This window comes from Chitinophaga agrisoli (assembly GCF_008386695.1).
GTDB lineage: Bacteria > Bacteroidota > Bacteroidia > Chitinophagales > Chitinophagaceae > Chitinophaga > Chitinophaga agrisoli.
Genome location: NZ_VUOC01000001.1, coordinates 1,078,995 through 1,096,718, shown reverse-complemented (window position 1 = coordinate 1,096,718; position 17,724 = coordinate 1,078,995). Strand labels below are relative to the sequence as shown.

Genomic DNA, 17,724 nt, shown 5'->3' with positions numbered 1-17,724 from the left:
GAGCGGTTTATTACAAAAAGGGGCTTACAGGGTAATTTTTTGGTCCCGGTAAAACTCCAGCAATTTCATCCTGAAAATGTAGTCGTATTGTGCTGAGACCTTATTAATCTGCGCCTGAAACAAATTATTTTGTGTTGTAATATAATCGATCGTGTTCATTAATCCCAAATTAAAGCGTTTAGTAGCAAAATCAAAAGCTTTTTGCGATGCATCCACGCCTTTGCTGGCGGCGTAGAACTTTTGGATGGCGGCTACCGCGTTGGCATGAGCGGTATAAATATCCTGCCGCAGCTGCTGGTTGTCCTGGTCACGGGTAAGCTGCTGGTTATACAGGTTCAGCTTGGAGCGCTTGTAATTGGCGCGCAGCTGCCAGCCATTAAAAATGGGAATATTCAGGGTAATGCCTACTCCCTGCTGGAAGTTATTGCTTAACTGGGTGTTGAAGGGTGTTTTACGGGTGCCGAAACTATAGGCCGGATTAGACACCACTTTGTAGGGAGTCCCATTTACATTTACCAGGCCAAGGGTATCTACAAAGGGGCCCAGGATTTTACCGGGGTCCGCCTCATTCACGTTATTGGCATAACTGGTACCTATGCTGGCAGAAAGGGACAAAGTAGGGTACATAGCGCCTCTATTGGCGGCTACATTCCTTTCCTGGGCCTTGATCTGCAGGGAGTCTGCCCGTATCAGCGGATTAGTGGTTGTGGCAGCGCTGAACACCATTTCCGGGTCTACCTCATTTAGGCTGGCCAGGGGTATATTGGAAATATCCGCAGGGATCTCCGGCTGAAAGGGGACCTCAAACCCCAGGTTCAGCAGGGCCTTCATTTGCAGGGTAGACAAGATCACATTATTCTGGGCGGTGATAAGGTTAGCGCTATCGCGGGCCAGCTGCGCCTCCAGGTCTGCCTGGTTGCTTTCCGGTACAGAGCCGGCAATGACCAGCTTCTGTGTGTTAGATAGCTGGGCCTTGGTAAGGGTTAGCTGGGTCTCATTGACATGTACCTGCTCATTATTCTGTAAGATCTGCAAAAAGGTAGAAGCTATATTAAATGCCACATCATTCCGGGCCTTTTCCAGCAAAAAGCCACCTGCCTGCGCCTGGTAGGCATTAGCCGCAATAGTATTGCGTTTGGAGAACCAGTTGAACAAGGTTACCTGTGAGCTAAGGCTGGCATTGGAGGTAAAGAATGATTGTGTTACGAATTGATAAGTAGTGGGGTTTACGCTACGGCCAGAGTTATAGTTACCGTTTAAGCCGGCGCCAAGGGAAGGGATCTGTGATAACTGGCTTTGTTTCAACGCCAGTTCCGCCAACCTTTTTTGCACATCCTGTTGCTTGATGGATATGTTGTTTTCCATAGCGTAATCAACGCAACGTTTGAGGCTCCACTTATCCTGGGCAGCTACTTGTACAGTGTTAGCAAACAACAAATACATTACCAGGAGGGCTCCCGGAAAACGGAATAACTTCATAGCGTAACAAAAATATAGTAATTGTGATGATAGCCTTTGCCACTTCTTTATAAAAGGCAAAATTTTATTAGGTATGGCAGATGGCCACACTAATTTAGTATAAAACATAACATTCTATTTATAGTTTTTTTTGAAATGTATGTTAAATGCAGATTTATGAAGTCATTTACTGAATCTTTCCGTCCCTTATCTCGATAACGCGGTGGCCAAAGGCGGCATTCTGTTCTGAGTGAGTAACCTGGATGATGGTGATCTTGTCTGTTTCGTTGAGATGTTTAAACATTTGCATAATTACGCGTGCCTGGTCAGAGTGCAGGTTGCCGGTAGGCTCGTCTGCCAGTATTACCCGGGGCTCTGCTACAATAGCCCTGGCAATACCTACCAGCTGTTGCTGGCCGCCGGAAAGCTGGTTAGGGAACAGGTCTTTTTTGGCCACCATGTTAAAGCGGTCCAGCACATCTGCCACCCGGCTTTTACGCTCAGAAGCGGGCATATTCTTATATAGTAATGGGGTTTCTATGTTTTCGTATACCGTTAACTCGTCTATCAGGTGATAGGCCTGGAATACAAAGCCAATACTGCCGCGGTGCAGCTGGGTACGTTTTTTTTCGCTCATACGCTGCACAGGCTCTCCCTCAAACAGGTATTCTCCGGTGGATGGCTCTTCGAGCAATCCCAGGATATGCAATAAGGTAGATTTTCCTGATCCGGAAGGACCCATAATGGACACGAACTCACCGGGGAAAATGGTCAGGTCGACATCTTTCAGTACTTCATTTTTACCAAATCCTACCGGGTAATGCTTGGAAATATGTTTTAATTGTATCATAGCTAGATTGTTTTATTCTGTTCTGATAGACTTAATGGGATTCATAAGGGCTGCTCTTACGGATTGTATGCTTACGGTAAGCACTGCTACGAGTAACGCAATCCCGCCTGCCGCCACAAATACGGTGATATTGATATGTATACGGTAGGCATAATCCTGCAGCCATTGATCCATTACATACCAGGCAATAGGCGCTGCTATCATAACAGACAATAATACCAATTTTACGAAATCCTTCGACACCAACGCCACAATACCGATAACACTGGCGCCCAATACCTTCCGCACCCCAATCTCCCGTGTACGGCGGGTCATGACCAGTACGGATATGGCAAACAGCCCCATACAGGAGATGATGATGGCCAATATGGCGGCGCTGATAAAGATACCCGAATATCGTTGTTCCCTGCGGTACTGGCGGTCCGTATTCTCATCCAGGAAGGAGGGGTCTATATCAGATCCGGGATACAGCTGCTTCCATTGTTTCTTTACCAGTGCCATAGACCCCTGCAGATCACCAGGGGCCACTTTTACAAAGATGTATTGTACGGGCCATGACTTCACCAAATTCATGGTAAGCGGCGCTATATCTTCTTTCAGGGGTTTAAAGTTAAAGTCTTTTACAACGCCTATTACGGTTAAGGGATGAGCACTATCCAGCACGGGCAGTTGAACGCCCAGTGCCGCCTGTACGCCACCCAGCTGGGCGGCCATCTTTTCGTTGATGACTAATCCGCTGGAATCTGTGCCGTATGCCTGGGAAAAGTCCCGGCCGGCCAGTAGTGTCAGGCCCAGGGCCTTTACATAGTCATAATCCACCCGCAGCCAATTGGAGCGGACACTATGTCCTTTATAATCCATGGCAATAATGGAAGACTGTGAAGCGCCATCCCGGCCCCGGCCCATGTTTATGGCCGCGCCGGAAATAGCCGCAATACCCGTTTGCCCGGAGAGGCTATTGCGCATGCGCTGTAAGGCCTGTTCCGTATCCATCTCATAAGGCAAGGGAATACTGATAACCTGGTCCCGGTTATATCCCAAAGGCATTTTCCGCAGGTAATCCAGCTGTTGCCATGCAATAAGGGTACAGCAGATCAGCAGGGAGGAGATAACAAACTGGGTAACCATCAGTACATTACGCAACCCGTTGGATTTACCGGCCTGTAAACTACCTTTCAACACCTTTAGCGTGTTTATCTTTGCAATAGCCCAGGCGGGATAACCACCGGAAAGCAAAGTGACCAGCACAAAGCCCAACAGTACCCCAGCCAGTAAGCCGGGGCTTTTTAACAGCGCTAAACTTAGCTTATTGCTGAACAGCGCGTTATAACCCGGTAGCAGCAGGTAAGCGATCACTAAGCCTGTTACCAGCGCCAACAGGCAAATCAATACCGCCTCCCCCCATAACTGCGTAACCAGCTGTGTTTTAACAGCGCCCAGTATTTTGCGCATGCCTATTTCCCTGGACCGGGAAAAAGCTGCGGCTATGGTAAGGTTCATGAAATTAACACAGGCAATAAAGAGAATAAAACCGCCTATAAGCAATAACAGGTAAGGGTATGTTTTACTGATGGCCCCTCCGCTGGAGCTAATGCTGTTAAAATGTATGGTTGTGATGGGCATCAGGTGCAGGCTCATTAATTGCCCGTCTTTGCCAGGCGCCACTCCATCTCTTTTCAGATCCCTGAGTATTGCTGTAAAATACTTATTTACAAATGTCCCGGAACGGCGCTCAAAACCGGCTACCGTGGCATGGTCTGCCAGTTGTACAAACACCTCATTGGAGCTGGCGCCCCAATCATCTTTCTGCGAAACATATCCCGGCGTATTTTCAAACCGGCATACCACATCAAAAGAGATAGTGGAGTTATCCGGGATGTCTTTAGCAACCGCGCTTACAATAAAACTTTTCCATTCCCCCTCCAGGTAAATCTCTACCGGTTTGTTAATGGCGTCTTCTGCTCCAAAGATCTTCTTTGCCATGTTGGCTGTGATCACCACATTACTAAGACTGTTCAGTGGCTGGTGCATTTCCCCTTTTATCAGCGGGAAAGAAAACATCTTCAGGAGGTCCGCATCTGCCGATTTTACATCTGCCTGGAATGTTTTATCATGATAGCGGATACTGCCGCTAATAGCAATAAAACGGCTGGCGGCCTTTACTTCCGGAAAGTCCTGTTTCAACGCCGGCGTTAACGGAATGGGAAAATTAGACCGGCTTTCCTCCCCTTCCGGGCGCTGTACCGTGATGTACAACTCCTGCAGGCGGCCTTTATTAGTATGGAACTGGTCAAAAGACAGCTCGCGCCAGGCGGTTAACACCAGCAGGATACAGGCAGCAAAGGCAATGGCCAGCCCCAGCACATTCACCCCGGTGAGCAGCTTCGATTTCCGCAGGTTGCGCCAGGCTATTTTTATATAATTACGGAACATATCTTCTGTTTAAGTTATTCTGTTTTTATTGCTTTTACGGGGTTCATTAAAGCTGCTTTTAATGACTGGGTACCCACCGTGAACAGCGCTATCAACGCGGTTACCAGTCCGGCCCCAGCCAGCAGCCACCAGGATATTTTAATGCTGTAGGCAAAATCCTGTAACCAGCGGTTCATCAGCCACCAGGCAAGTGGCGCTGCTATCAGCACAGCAATGCCTACCAGTTTAATAAAGTCTTTTGACAGCAGGGCCACTATGCTTACGATACCGGCGCCCAGCACCTTGCGGATGCCTATCTCCCGGGTACGCTGCTGGGCCGCCAGTGATACCAGGGCAAAGATGCCGGCACAGGCAATCACTACGCTTATTAGGGTGAAATAATTGATCAACGCTATCAGGCTTTCGATCCGTTTATACTGCTCATTAAAGATCTCATCCGCAAAGGAATAACTGAAAGCGCGGTGAGAGGGGATATTCTCAAATCCCTTCCGGAGCATGGCTATCACCGGCGCAGCGTCTTTAGGGTTGATGTGGATATTGAGGTAATTATACCAGTCATGCATAGCAGTTTTCCCGCCGTAAAAGTGGATCAGTGGCTGCACGGAGCCTGCCAGTGAGCGGTAGTGGTAATCTTCCGTAAGGCCAATTACCGGGAAGTCCTCTTTTCCTCCTTTAGTCCGCAGCGTTTTGCCGGCAATGCTGGTCCAGCCCAGTTGCCGCATTGCGGTTTGATTGATAACGACGGCCTTTTCGTCTGTTACCAGGTCCGGGGAAAAGTTCCTCCCCTCCAGGAAATGCACGCCAAAAACGGTAAGGAAGCCATTATCAATGTACGCCTGGCGCATACTCAGTTCTTTATTCTGATCATTACCAGGCACAAAAGTGTTGTAATTCTCATAGTACTTGCCCGGTACGCTTTGGGAAGTGGAGAGCCCCTGCACCTGGGGGTATTGCCTTAAGCGGTCCATCAGGGCGTTTATGCTGCTACGGGCCTGGGCGGTGTCTTTATAATCGAGGTCCAGCCGGAGGGTTAATACCTGCGCCTTGTTGAACTTTACGTCCCCCTCTTCCATATATCGTAACTGCTGGCGCATAACCAGGCTGCCGGTAATAAACACCACCGCTATCACAAACTGGGCAATAATAAGCGCACGCTGGGAAAACACTTTCCGTGGCGCGCTCTGTAACTTGCCTTTCATGGCATTAACCAGTTTTACGGCGCTCAGGTATAACGCCGGATAACCGCCTGCAATCAAGGTAAGCAGCATTATCCCCAGCAGCCAGCCGCCAATAAAAGGCAGGCTGTATAACATAGACGAAGTGAGTTGTATACCGCTTAGCCGTTCATTCAGTACCGGCATCAGGACAAAGGCCAGGCCCCAGGCCAGCAGGCAGCCAATGCCTACGGTTAACCCTGCCTCTGTAAAAAACTGTAGTAACACGCCCTTGCGGCCGGCGCCCATCACTTTACGCACGCCTACTTCCTGGATCCTTGTCAGGGATACGGCCATATTAAGGTTTACCAGGTTAATGGCCACTATGATCAGGATAAACAAGGCAATACAGGAAAGGCCATATACATAAAAACCTATGTTTAACTCGCCGTACTTATTTGCAAACTGACCATATCCCATCAGGGACATTACGCGGTCTTTTGCACCCGTTGCAAAACGCGTGGCCACTACGCCTTTTAGCTGCTTCTCCACTGTAGCGGTGCTGGCGCCTGGTTTCAATAATACAAAGGTCTCCGTGAAACAGTTATACCAATCGCCCATATCCTTAAAATCAGCCTTAGCATCCAGGTTTTCTGTAGATACCAGTACGGCGGGCCTTAACGATGCATTAGGCGGAATAGGGGCCATTACGCCGGATACGATGAGGCGGCGCTTATCAGAAAGCTCCAGCGTTTTGCCTACCGGGTTTTCACTGCCAAAGAGCTTGTGGGCCACTTCTGATGACAACACAATGGAAAATTTATCCTTTAGCGCATTGTCTTTATTGCCATACTTTAATGGATAGGTAAATACCTTAAAAAAGCCGGCATCCGCATAGGTGATCGCTTCGCTCACCTCTTTATCCTGGTAGCTAAACCAGGGTGCATCCCACTGTAGTATGCGCGTTCCGTTCTCTACCTGCGGAAAAGAAGCCAGCATTTCCTTTAGCAACGGATATACCGACTGCTGGCCATTATCTGTTTGTACCAGGTACAGGCGGTCCAAATTCTTATGGAACTTATCCCGGACCAGCATCTGCTGCACACACAAGGCCAGAAAGGCCACACAGATCAGGCCCACGGCCATACCCAGGATATTTACCGTGGTGAAGAGCTTACGCCGCCAGAGATTACGCCAGGCTATTTTTATATAGTTACGGAACATAGTAAATAATTTAAGGACACATGATAAAAAAGGTGGGGCATGTAAAAACATCCCCCTTCATTTGACTTGTTATTCTACTCGTAAACATGTATCGTACTAAAAAACCTGTTAGTTTATTCTGTTTTCAATGATTTAACCGGGTTCATTAAGGCTGCCCTTACAGACTGGAAGCTGATGGTGCACATGGCTATTACTACAGCGCCCAACCCGGCTATCACAAACATCCACCACTGCACGTCTATATGGTAGGTAAAATCCTGCAACCATTGGTTCATCAGGTACCAGGCCAGGGGAGAGGCAATGATGATAGCCACAAAGACCAGCTTCAGGAAATCGCGTGACAGCAGTGCGGTGATATTGCCTACGGAAGCGCCCAACACCTTACGGATACCAATCTCCTTGGTACGCTGCCTGGAGATGAGGATAGATAATCCAAACAGGCCCATACAGGCAATAAAGATGGAAAGCACCGCAAATACGCCAAATATGCTGCCCAACCGGTACTCCGTCTGGTATTGTTCGGAAAGATCATTTTCAGGGAAAGAGAACTGGATGGGGTAGTTGGGTATCAGCTGCGCCCAGAGCTTGTTGATCTGCGCCATTTGTGCGGGCAGATTACCGGGCTGCAGGCGAACCGTGAGCACACTGGCGTTCTGCGGGTTTACCAGGTACACCACCGCATCTACCGGCAATTGCAGGGTGGAGAAATTAAAGTCTTTTACCACCCCTATTACCGATCCCTTTCTGGGGGTAGGGCCTGGCCGCCATTCGATACGCGCACCCAGGGGGTTATGCAGTCCCAGCTTCCTGGCGGCGGTTTCGTTGATTATAAATGCATCTGTAGAGTCTGTGGCCATATCGGCAGCAAAATTCCGGCCTTTTATGATCTCCAGGCCTAGTGTCTTCACCAGGTCAAAATCACCGGTAATAATACCCGGGGTAATACTTTTATCATCCCCATCCCCTTCTTTGGCAACGGGGTTATAGCTGCCTATAAAGCGGCCCACGGCCATATTGGACAAGGTAGCGCTTTTAACGGCCGGCAAACGTAGCAGCTCCTGTTTAAGGAGTTCCCTTTTGGGGCTCACATCCTCCGTAGAAGACAGGTAAATATTCACCAGGTGCTCTTTATCAAAGCCCAGGTTCATCTCCCGCCAGTAACGCAGCTGCGAGTACACCACCACGGTAGAAACGATCAATACAATAGCAATCGCAAATTGCGATACCACCATCGCCTTACGTAGCAGGGTCCTGTTACGCAGGCTTTGAAAAGTGCCTTTTAGTATGGCAATGGGCATAAACCCAGAGAGAAATAATGCGGGATAGCTGCCGGCCAGTAACCCGGTAAAAACAGCCAGTGCCAGCAGCGTACCCAGTAAGGGCAGCTGTTGCCAGCTAAACAGCTGCAGGGATTTGTCTGTAAGGCTGTTAAATGCCGGGAGCAAGATGGCCGCCAGCACCAGGGCAGCTACAAAAGCCAGTAGGCTTAACAGCACCGCCTCCATCAGGAACTGGATGACCAGCGTACGGCGGGCAGCGCCCATCACCTTCCGTAATCCCACTTCCAACGCCCGCTCGCTTGCCCTGGCTGTAACCAGGTTCATGAAGTTAATGCAGGCGATCAGCACCAGGAAAACGGCAATAACGATATAGATGTAAATGAGTTTGGAGCGGTCTTCTTTATTTTCATCGCCACCGGGACGCAGGTGCATGTTGGTCAGTGGTTGCAGCTGGTAACTGAACTGCATGCCCAAACGTTTGGCGATCTTGCCCACATGCAGGTCTGTGAACCCGGCCAGCGTTTTATTCATATTGGCCAGGCTGGCTTTATCACGCAGCATTACATAGGTAAAGTTCTGCGAAAAATACATCCAGAGCCCGGATAAACGGTTGCCTGTTTCAAAGGTGGAGAAAGAGATCAGCAGGTCATAGCGGAGATCTGTATTCCGGGGCATATCCTTGGCTACAGCGGTTATCTTACAATCTGTTTCATTCGCCATCCGGAGCGTTTTACCAATAGGATCTTCGTTGCCAAAGTATTTTTTTGCCGCGCTTTCTGTGATCACAATGCTATTAGGCTCCTTTAATGCGGTGGCGGCATCGCCAGTCAGCAGGGGGAAGCTGAACATTTTAAAGAAGCCTGCATCTGCAAAGGCGGCATGCTCCTCCAGGAATTTCTTATCGCCATGGGTAAACAGGGTATTGCCCGGTTCATACAGGCGCACGGCATCCTTTACATCGCTTAGTTCCGCTTTCATGGCAGGCCCTGTAGGGAATTGGCTGCTGGTGCCATAATTGACCTTTCCGTTTTCTGTAAATCTGGTATTAACCCGGTAGATATTAGCCTTGTTGGCATGGAACTGATCAAAGCTCAATTCGTCCTTTACCAGCATCATGATCAGGATGCAGCAGGCCATACCTATTGCCAGCCCCGCCACATTAATGAATGTGATGGTCTTATGCAGCAATAGATGCCGGAACGCTATTTTCAGGTAACTGCGGAACATATGGCTAACTGGTTTATTCTGTTTTCAGACTTTTAATAGGATTTGTTAACGCGGCTTTTATAGATTGAAAGCTCACGGTAAACAGGGCAATGACAATGGCAATACACCCTGCCAGTAAAAACACCCACCAATGTATGGTGGTACGGTAAGCAAAATCGTCCAGCCAGCCGTTCATGACATACCAGGCCAGCGGGGTAGCTATCACAATGGCAATCAGCACCAGTTTTATAAAATCTTTGCTTAATAAGGTCACAATATCTGTTACGGAAGCGCCATGCACCTTGCGGATGCCTATTTCTTTTGTGCGCTGTTCCGCGGTAAAGATGGCCAGGCCGGCAAGACCCAGACAGGCCACAATGATCGCCAGCACCGCAAACCAGATGAAGATGTTGCCGGTGCGCTGGTCTGCCTGGTAAAGGGTATTGAACTCATTATCCATAAAGGCGTACAGGAACGGCTGCCCCGGTACCATGGCATCCCATTGCTGCCGTACCTTTTCTACCAGGTCCTGTATATGATCCGTTTTAACACGGAAGGCCATACTGCCCCGTTCTTCCTGCAGCCGCAGTATCAGCGGCGTAACGGGATGGTGCAGGGAATTAAAGTTGAAGTCTTTTATCACGCCAATAATATGCGAGGCCCGGAGGTCACTCACATCCGTCTTGGGGTCATACAACTCCTTACCCAGGGGGTCTTTAAAGCCCAGCATTTTGGCCGCTGTTTCATTTATGATGATGGCGGAGGAGTCTGTGCCAAAATTCTGCGGGTCAAAGTTCCTGCCCGCTACTACCTTCATGCCCAGGGTAGGGATATAATGCTGATCTACCTGCCAGGCTTCTGTAGTAATGGCGTCTTTTATAGCAGCATTACGGTCTTTGAAAAAACTGGGGCTTTGCCGGTACTGGCCCGTAGGCAAAAAACCGGTCATAGTGCCGTTTTCCACCCCGGGGATCCTTAAAATGGCTTCCCGGAAAGCGTTTACCTGCTTGTAAAGCGGGTAGGTATTCTGCAATACAAGCACCTGGCGCCGGTCATACCCTATTTGCCGGTGCTGTATATACTGCAGCTGGTTATAAATAACGATCGTGCCAATGATCAGCACACTGGAGATAACAAACTGCACCACCACCAAGGCGCTACGCAGCCCCCCGGTATTACTGCCGGACAGCAGCTTGCCTTTTAGCACCTGCAGTGGCTTGAACCCGGAGAGGAAGAAAGCCGGATAAGCGCCAGCCAGCAAGCCTACGATCAGCAGCAACCCAATAAAATATACGATCAGCTGAGGTTGATCCAGCAGGTTAATGGTCATTTTTTTGCCCGCCATTTCGCTAAAGAAAGGCAGTAAAATAGCCGCAGCCACTAAGGCCAACAACATCGCCATTGCGCATATAAGCCAGGATTCCGAAAGGAATTGCAGGATCAGTTGTTTGCGCTGGGAGCCCAGGGTTTTCCTTACGCCTACCTCCCTGGCCCTGCTGGCAGAACGGGCGGTAGAAAGGTTCATGAAATTTATACAGGCAATCAGCAAAATGAAAATACCGGCAGCGGAAAAAATGTATACGTATTGAATATTTCCACTGGGCTCAATAAAGGATTGATCCGCCCTATTGGCGTAAAAATGTATATCTGAAAGGGGCATGGCGGCATACCGCACATGGCTGCCCTGCTTTTCTATTTCTTCCAGGCTAAAATGCAGGATCTGCTGGTAGAAAGGAGATACATACTTGTAGGTAATGTCCTTCAGACGGGCGTTTAAAAATGCGTTATCCACGCCGGGGCGTACCAGTACATAAGTATAGTAGTCGTGATTTCCCCAATTGTTGCTCCGGCTGTTAGCCCTTTCGGACATACTTAGCAGGAAATCGAAATGGAAATGGGAGGCATCGGGCATATCCTTCATTACCCCGGTCACCCGGTAATCTGCCGTATTGTTGATATGTAGCATTTTGCCCACTATATCCGTAGACTGGAAGTATTTGCGGGCCGCAGTCTCTGACAGCACAACGGAGAAAGGCGCTGTAAGGGCTGTTTTGGGATTGCCGGCCAACAGCGGCAAGGTGAATACCTCAAAAATGGAAGAATCTGCCCAGGCGGCTTTTTTCTCCTGCAGGGTCTCATGGCCCTTTTGTACCATGATATCCCGCTGGGGCTGCAGCCGCACGAACTTCTCCACCTGTGGATAATCCTGCACCAGGGTAGGCCCCATTACATCCTGCACCTGGCTGGAGATAAAATCGCTGCCATTTACATGAATGTCCGTAGTAAGCCGGTATATGCGGTCCCATTTGGTATTATACCTGTCATAGCTCAGCTCATTCTTCACCCATAACAGGAGCAAGAGGCCTACGGTAAGGCCAATAGTAAGGCCGCCCACATTAATGAGGGTGAACACCTTCTGTTTCCAGAGGTTGCGCCAGGCTATTTTCAGGTAGTTTTTAAACATGGAACTGTTCTTTGATATTTTCTGTTACCACCCTGCCATCAAACAGGTTAATAATGCGATGGGCAAAACCGGCGTCATAAGGGCTGTGCGTTACCATTACCATGGTAGTACCGGCGTCATTCAGCTCCTGTAACAGCTTCATCACTTCTTCGCCGTTGGTACTGTCCAGGTTACCGGTGGGCTCATCCGCCAGTATCATCTTGGGCTTGGCTACTACCGCGCGTGCAATGGCCACCCTCTGTTGCTGACCACCGGACAGCTGTTGCGGGAAGTGGTTGCGGCGGTGCATGATATTCATACGCTCCAGCACCTGCTCTACTTTCTGCTTCCGCTCCTGGGAGGGCACTTTCAGGTACAGGAGGGGCAGCTCCACGTTTTCAAAGACCGTGAGCTCATCAATGAGGTTAAAGCTCTGGAATACAAAACCGATAGAGCCTTTACGTAACTGGGCGCGCTGGCGCTCACTCATGCGGGCCACTTCCTTATCCCAGAAATAATATTCACCGGCGCTGGGGTTATCCAACAGGCCCAGGATATTCAGCAGGGTGGATTTGCCACAGCCGGAAGGGCCCATGATGGCTACAAACTCCCCGTCCTGGATTTCCATATTGATACCGTTGAGGGCAGTTGTTTCTACTTCTTCTGTACTGAAAAGTTTTTGCAGATTAACGGTCTTTATCATGTTATCGGTTTTAAAATAAATTAGTTGCAACAATACAATGAACAAAAGGCCGGCAGGTGTTAGAATACCAACACTTCCTTATCCCCAAAGTTCTCGTAGGAGGAGGTGATCACCTGCTCGCCAGGCTGCAGGCCTTCCAGCACCTCAAAGAATAAGGGGTTTTTTTGGCCCAGGGATATGTTCCGTTTTACGGCGCGTTTGCCGCCTTTATCCAGCACATATACCCAGTTGCCGCCGGTATCGGAGAAGAAACCACCTACAGGCAGCAATACGGCCTCTGAGGATTTACCCAGTTCCAGGCGGATAGGAGAGGATTGTCCACGGCGTATGCCTTCCGGCGTACCTTTTACAAAATTCATGTCTACATTAAACCGGCCATTGGTCACCTCCGGGAAGGCCTTGGTGATCGTCAGCTCATAGTTTTTACCGTTGAACTCAAAGGAGGCCTTTAAGCCGGCAAATACCCGGGAGAGATAGTGCTCATCCACCTCCGCCCGCATCTTAAACCCGTCCAGGTCATCTATCTGACCTATATTCTGGCCGGAAGTGATGCTGGAGCCTACTTCCACATTTACGGAAGATAGCTGGCCGGCAATTGGCGCCCGTACGATCAGGTTATTGAGGTTATCCTTCATCATCTGCAGGTTGCGCTGGGTGCGGGCAATGGTGCCTTCCAGCTGAGCGATCTGGATCTTCGCATTCTCATCCTGGTATTTCTGGCTTTCTATTTCGATCTCCCGCTGTTTTACCAGGCCTTCATAGTCCATCTTGCTTTTGTTAAAGTCCTGCCGGGCTACTATTTTCTCATCTACCAGCTGTTTGTAACGGTCGTATATATCTTTGGCCTGCGCTATCTTGTAATCCAGGTCAGAAAGCGTTTTTTCCAGGGTATACCGGTTCTGCTTCAGGCTCAGGCGGGTATTCTGGAGCTCATTGATCAGGCGGTACATTTCTGTTTCATGGTTCATGAACTCCATTTGCATACGCTGGTTCTCCAGGCGCAGAATGGAATCGCCTGCTTTTACCATGCTACCACCTTCCAGGTACTTACGGCTTACATATCCGCCCTCTATCGCATCCAGGCGGATGGTCTTTAACGGTTGCACTACAGCGGTTACCGCGATATATTGGTCAAAAGTACCTTTGGTAACGGTACTTACAGTGATCTTATCCTTTTCTACATTAAGCCGGGAGCGATGATCGGCAAATATGAGGTTATACAGGAGCAACAGGGCCACCAGACCGCCGCCGCTTATCATTAAGATCCGTTTCTTTGACCAGAATTTCTTTTCGATTTTTCTATCCATAACTGAATGCCAATATTTGGCTGCCCTGGAAGTTCAACCAACATGCCAAAGCTATAAAACCTTTACCAGTAAGCATTTGAGAAAAAATACCGGTTTAAAAACGTCCCGTACCGGACAAGTGTTGTCCATTTCCGGACACTTCCAAAACCCCGCTGCTGCCCGCCTAAAAAGACGAAATCTTTGTTTATATTGCCCAGTAGCGGCTTCCCCGCTAATTTGCTACTATCAAACATATCAGGAATATAGTTTGCTGAACTGAAAATATGATGACTACAATGCTACCCGGAAAAATACTGATCGTAGATGATGATATGGACGTGCTGCGTGCCGCCCGCCTGCTCCTGAAACGCCATTTTGAACATGTGGATTTTGAGCGTAACCCGCAAAAGATCCCTTACCTGGTATCCAATTTTGATTACGACGTGATCCTGCTGGATATGAACTTTACCCGCGACCTGAGCAGCGGTAAAGAGGGTTTTGAATGGCTGGACCGTATCCTGGACGTTAAGCCCCAGGCCTCCGTAGTACTGTTCACCGCCTATGGCGATGTGGAAATGGCCGTACGGGCCATTAAAGCCGGCGCCTGCGATTTTGTGCTGAAACCCTGGGAAAATGAAAAGCTGCTGGCTACCATGCAGGCCGCTTACAATAAACACCGGGTGGCCACACAAAAGGAGAAACCTGTCAATACAGACGGACAGCTCATTACCGGCAACAGCGCCGCCATGCAGCAGGTAATGGATACGGTACAAAGAGTGGCCGCTACAGACGCCAATATCCTGATACTGGGCGAGAACGGTACTGGTAAGGATATGCTGGCCCGGCACATCCACCACCTGTCCCTGCGGGAAAAACAACCCCTGGTAGGCGTAGACCTGGGCGCTATTAGCGAAACGCTGTTTGAAAGTGAGCTCTTTGGCCATGTGAAAGGCGCTTTTACAGACGCCCGCGAAGACCGCCTGGGCCGCTTTGAAGAGGCAAACGGCGGCACCATTTTCCTGGACGAGATAGGTAATATCTCCCTCCCCTTCCAGGCTAAACTGCTTACCGTACTGCAGAACCGTTCTGTCACCCGGGTAGGCTCCAATAAGACCATCCCTATTGATGTACGGCTTATCTGCGCCACTAACCGTAACATTCAGCAAATGGCCGGTCAGCACCTGTTCCGCCAGGACTTACTGTACCGTATCAATACCATAGAGATCCAGCTGCCTTCCCTGCGGGAACGCACAGAAGATATAATACCGCTGGCAGAACATTTCCTGCAGCTGTACCGGGATAAATACAAACGCCCTGTAACCGCCCTGCATGAGGCCCTGGTGCAACAGTTGCAGCAGTATGACTGGCCGGGCAATATCCGCGAGCTGCAACATGCCATTGAAAGGGCCGTGATCCTTTCCCAGGGCAAAATGCTGATGCCTAAGGATGTATTTGTAAAAAGCCCCTCCCGCGAGCAGGACCTGGACACCGGTTATAACCTGGAGGAAATGGAACGCAACATCATTACCCAGGCCATGAAAAAATGTAATGGCAACATTACAGAAGCTGCCAGGGAACTGGGATTAAGCAGGGCCGCCCTGTATAGAAGACTGGAGAAGTACAATTTATAATGACCCATTTTAGCATAAATATACTTCTGCGCATATTGCTGCTCACCCTTACAATTATAGCGGGGGTGTGGTTATGGCAGGCCGCAGGCATTATACCCGGTATGGCGCTGGCCGTGCTTACAGCAATACAGGTATACGGCATCTATTACTACCTGAACAGGGTGAACCGCAAGCTAACCCTGTTCCTGGAATCCATCCGCTACGAGGACTTCTCCATCCGTTTTAATGCGGATAATAAACTGGGCAAAAGCTTCCGGGAGCTGAACCAGCAGTTTAACGAGGTATTGGAGGCCTTCCGGCAAACACGGGCGGAGAAAGAAGCCAACCTGAAATACATTGATACCATTGTACAGCATATCAGCATAGGCATGCTGTCTTTTGATGCGGAAGGAAAGATTGAGTTGATCAACCCTTCCGCCTTCCGGCTGCTGAATATTTACCGGCTGCGCAATATTGCGGAGCTGAAGAATACCCATCCTGACCTGCCGGAACTGTTATTACAACTGCGCTCCGGCAACAAGATCCTGTACCGCACCCGCCAGGAGCAACAATTATCTATACACGCCGCTACCATACGCCTGCAGGGCCGGCTGGTAAAACTCATCAGTCTGCAGAACATCCATACAGAACTGCAGGAAAAAGAGCTGGAGGCCTGGCAAAACCTGACCAAGATCCTGCGGCATGAGATCATGAATTCCGTTACGCCCATTGTATCCCTCATCAGCACCATGCAGGAAATAGTAGAGCAGGATATTGCCCCCTATACGCAGCAGCCGGAGGCCATTGCCGATCTGCAGGAGGCCCTGCAAACGGTGGAGAACCGCAGCAAAGGCATCATGAATTTTGTGAACGCCTACCGCGACTACACTACCCTGCCCAAACCGCAGTTCATGGATGTAAGCCTCAGGGCCCTGGTTACCTCCGTGAGCAACCTCCTGATGCCGGACCTTAAACAAGCCGGTATCCATTTCCAATTTGAACTGGAAGCGGATAATGTAGACATACATGCGGATACCGCCCAGCTGCAGATGGTGCTCATCAACCTTATCAAAAATGCCATGGACGCGCTGGAGCAGACCCACACGCCATACATTCAGCTAAAGACCTACATGAGCAATCCGCAGCAGGTATGCATTTCCATTACGGATAATGGCCCCGGCATTGATGCGGAAGCCCTGAATAAGATCTTCATTCCCTTCTTTACCACCAAGAAAAAAGGCAGCGGCATTGGGTTGAGCCTTTCCCAGCAGATCATACAATCACACGGCGGACAGCTGAAAGTAAGCAGCGGCAATGGCGAGGGTACCACCTTTTACGTGGTGCTGGGAGTGGTATAGTTTCGTTATATTTAACCTACTATGAAAAAACCTACCTGGTTTATACTCTACTTTATAGTATTGATAGCAGACCTGTTGGCTATTGCCCTGAACGCGGATTGCTTACGGTATGTGACCAAACCCCTGTTAATGCCTTTATTGGGCGCCAGCCTGCTGGCCGCCATTCATCACCTGCGGCCCGCTATCTTTCGCAACCTGCTGCTGGCCGCCCTGTTCTTTTCCTGGCTGGGCGATATATTGCTGTTATGGGACAAGTATTTCCTGCCCGGCCTGGGTAGCTTTTTGCTGGCCCACCTGGCCTATATTGGCTTTTTCCTGAAAGTACGGTATACCAATTACCCACTCCCTCTTTGCAAGTATCCGCTTATTTTCCTTACGGAAGCGGTGGTGATCGCTTTTATCTTTTTCCTGTTCCCCTACCTGGGCAGTTTAAGCATACCCGTTATTATCTACGCCATCACCATTTCCTTTACCCTGTTATGCGTAATGCATGCCTTCCGTTTTAAGGAACAGCCTATGGGCTGGTACTGCATAGTGGGCAGCATACTGTTTATCTGCTCAGACGCGATGATAGCCACTCAGCGCTTCTACCATTCCTTCCCCGGCGCCAGCATTTTTGTAATGCTCACCTATGGCCTGGCACAATGGGCATTGATAGAAGGCAGCCTTAACTATTTGAATTCACGTGTTAAAGCGTAAATTTGATTTGCGATTTTTTA

11 protein-coding genes are annotated in these 17,724 nt (G+C 49.4%); 3 read left to right on the top strand and 8 right to left on the bottom strand.

What is annotated here, in order from left to right; translation table 11 throughout:
• Positions 1–24 precede the first annotated feature (24 nt).
• The 8 genes from F0L74_RS04520 to F0L74_RS04485 all read right to left on the bottom strand — a co-directional run bounded on the left by F0L74_RS04520 (position 25) and on the right by F0L74_RS04485 (position 14,058).
• Entirely contained in the window at positions 25–1,479 is a 1,455-nt protein-coding gene (locus F0L74_RS04520; protein WP_213086889.1) for a TolC family protein, read from the bottom strand.
• Between the two features lie 166 nt (positions 1,480–1,645).
• Entirely contained in the window at positions 1,646–2,308 is a 663-nt protein-coding gene (locus tag F0L74_RS04515) for an ABC transporter ATP-binding protein (protein ID WP_149836622.1), read from the bottom strand.
• Positions 2,309–2,320: 12 nt separating this feature from the next.
• Positions 2,321–4,741 carry an ABC transporter permease gene (locus F0L74_RS04510; RefSeq protein ID WP_149836621.1) on the bottom strand — a complete coding sequence of 807 codons (2,421 nt, stop codon included), beginning with the start codon at positions 4,739–4,741 and terminating at the stop codon, positions 2,321–2,323.
• Positions 4,742–4,755: 14 nt separating this feature from the next.
• Entirely contained in the window at positions 4,756–7,119 is a 2,364-nt protein-coding gene (locus F0L74_RS04505; protein WP_188315855.1) for an ABC transporter permease, read from the bottom strand.
• 113 nt (positions 7,120–7,232) lie between these two features.
• Entirely contained in the window at positions 7,233–9,626 is a 2,394-nt protein-coding gene (locus F0L74_RS04500) for an ABC transporter permease (RefSeq protein ID WP_149836619.1), read from the bottom strand.
• Between the two features lie 13 nt (positions 9,627–9,639).
• Entirely contained in the window at positions 9,640–12,069 is a 2,430-nt protein-coding gene (locus F0L74_RS04495; protein ID WP_149836618.1) for an ABC transporter permease, read from the bottom strand.
• Positions 12,062–12,751, bottom strand: a complete 690-nt coding sequence (locus tag F0L74_RS04490) for an ABC transporter ATP-binding protein (protein ID WP_149836617.1) — start codon at positions 12,749–12,751, stop codon at positions 12,062–12,064. The genes F0L74_RS04495 and F0L74_RS04490 overlap by 8 nt, the downstream gene beginning before the upstream one ends.
• Positions 12,752–12,810: 59 nt before the next feature.
• On the bottom strand, positions 12,811–14,058 hold the full coding sequence (locus F0L74_RS04485; RefSeq protein WP_149836616.1) for an efflux RND transporter periplasmic adaptor subunit: 1,248 nt from the start codon (positions 14,056–14,058) through the stop codon (positions 12,811–12,813).
• Between the two features lie 275 nt (positions 14,059–14,333).
• Here F0L74_RS04485 and F0L74_RS04480 point away from each other — a divergent pair, with 275 nt between their 5' ends.
• From F0L74_RS04480 to F0L74_RS04470, 3 genes are read left to right on the top strand one after another with little or no spacing between them, the layout of a single operon-like run.
• Positions 14,334–15,668 (top strand): sigma-54-dependent transcriptional regulator, encoded by a 1,335-nt coding sequence (locus tag F0L74_RS04480; RefSeq protein WP_188315854.1) that lies wholly within the window; start codon positions 14,334–14,336, stop codon positions 15,666–15,668.
• The gene (locus F0L74_RS04475) at positions 15,668–17,005 is read left to right on the top strand and encodes a sensor histidine kinase (RefSeq protein WP_149836615.1); all 1,338 of its coding nucleotides are present in this window, start codon (positions 15,668–15,670) and stop codon (positions 17,003–17,005) included. The genes F0L74_RS04480 and F0L74_RS04475 overlap by 1 nt, the downstream gene beginning before the upstream one ends.
• Before the next feature lie 21 nt (positions 17,006–17,026).
• The gene (locus F0L74_RS04470; RefSeq protein WP_149836614.1) at positions 17,027–17,704 is read left to right on the top strand and encodes a lysoplasmalogenase; all 678 of its coding nucleotides are present in this window, start codon (positions 17,027–17,029) and stop codon (positions 17,702–17,704) included.
• Positions 17,705–17,724 lie beyond the last annotated feature (20 nt).

Bases quoted from the DNA above. Each gene is read 5' to 3' on its own strand.
- F0L74_RS04480 (WP_188315854.1), top strand. From the start codon at position 14,334: ATGCTACCCGGAAAAATACTGATCGTAGATGATGATATGGACGTGCTG.
- F0L74_RS04515 (WP_149836622.1), bottom strand. From the start codon at position 2,308: ATGATACAATTAAAACATATTTCCAAGCATTACCCGGTAGGATTTGGT.
- F0L74_RS04470 (WP_149836614.1), top strand. From the start codon at position 17,027: ATGAAAAAACCTACCTGGTTTATACTCTACTTTATAGTATTGATAGCA.
- F0L74_RS04510 (WP_149836621.1), bottom strand. From the start codon at position 4,741: ATGTTCCGTAATTATATAAAAATAGCCTGGCGCAACCTGCGGAAATCG.
- F0L74_RS04485 (WP_149836616.1), bottom strand. From the start codon at position 14,058: ATGGATAGAAAAATCGAAAAGAAATTCTGGTCAAAGAAACGGATCTTA.
- F0L74_RS04500 (WP_149836619.1), bottom strand. From the start codon at position 9,626: ATGTTCCGCAGTTACCTGAAAATAGCGTTCCGGCATCTATTGCTGCAT.
- F0L74_RS04490 (WP_149836617.1), bottom strand. From the start codon at position 12,751: ATGATAAAGACCGTTAATCTGCAAAAACTTTTCAGTACAGAAGAAGTA.
- F0L74_RS04475 (WP_149836615.1), top strand. From the start codon at position 15,668: ATGACCCATTTTAGCATAAATATACTTCTGCGCATATTGCTGCTCACC.
- F0L74_RS04505 (WP_188315855.1), bottom strand. From the start codon at position 7,119: ATGTTCCGTAACTATATAAAAATAGCCTGGCGTAATCTCTGGCGGCGT.
- F0L74_RS04495 (WP_149836618.1), bottom strand. From the start codon at position 12,069: ATGTTTAAAAACTACCTGAAAATAGCCTGGCGCAACCTCTGGAAACAG.
- F0L74_RS04520 (WP_213086889.1), bottom strand. From the start codon at position 1,479: ATGAAGTTATTCCGTTTTCCGGGAGCCCTCCTGGTAATGTATTTGTTG.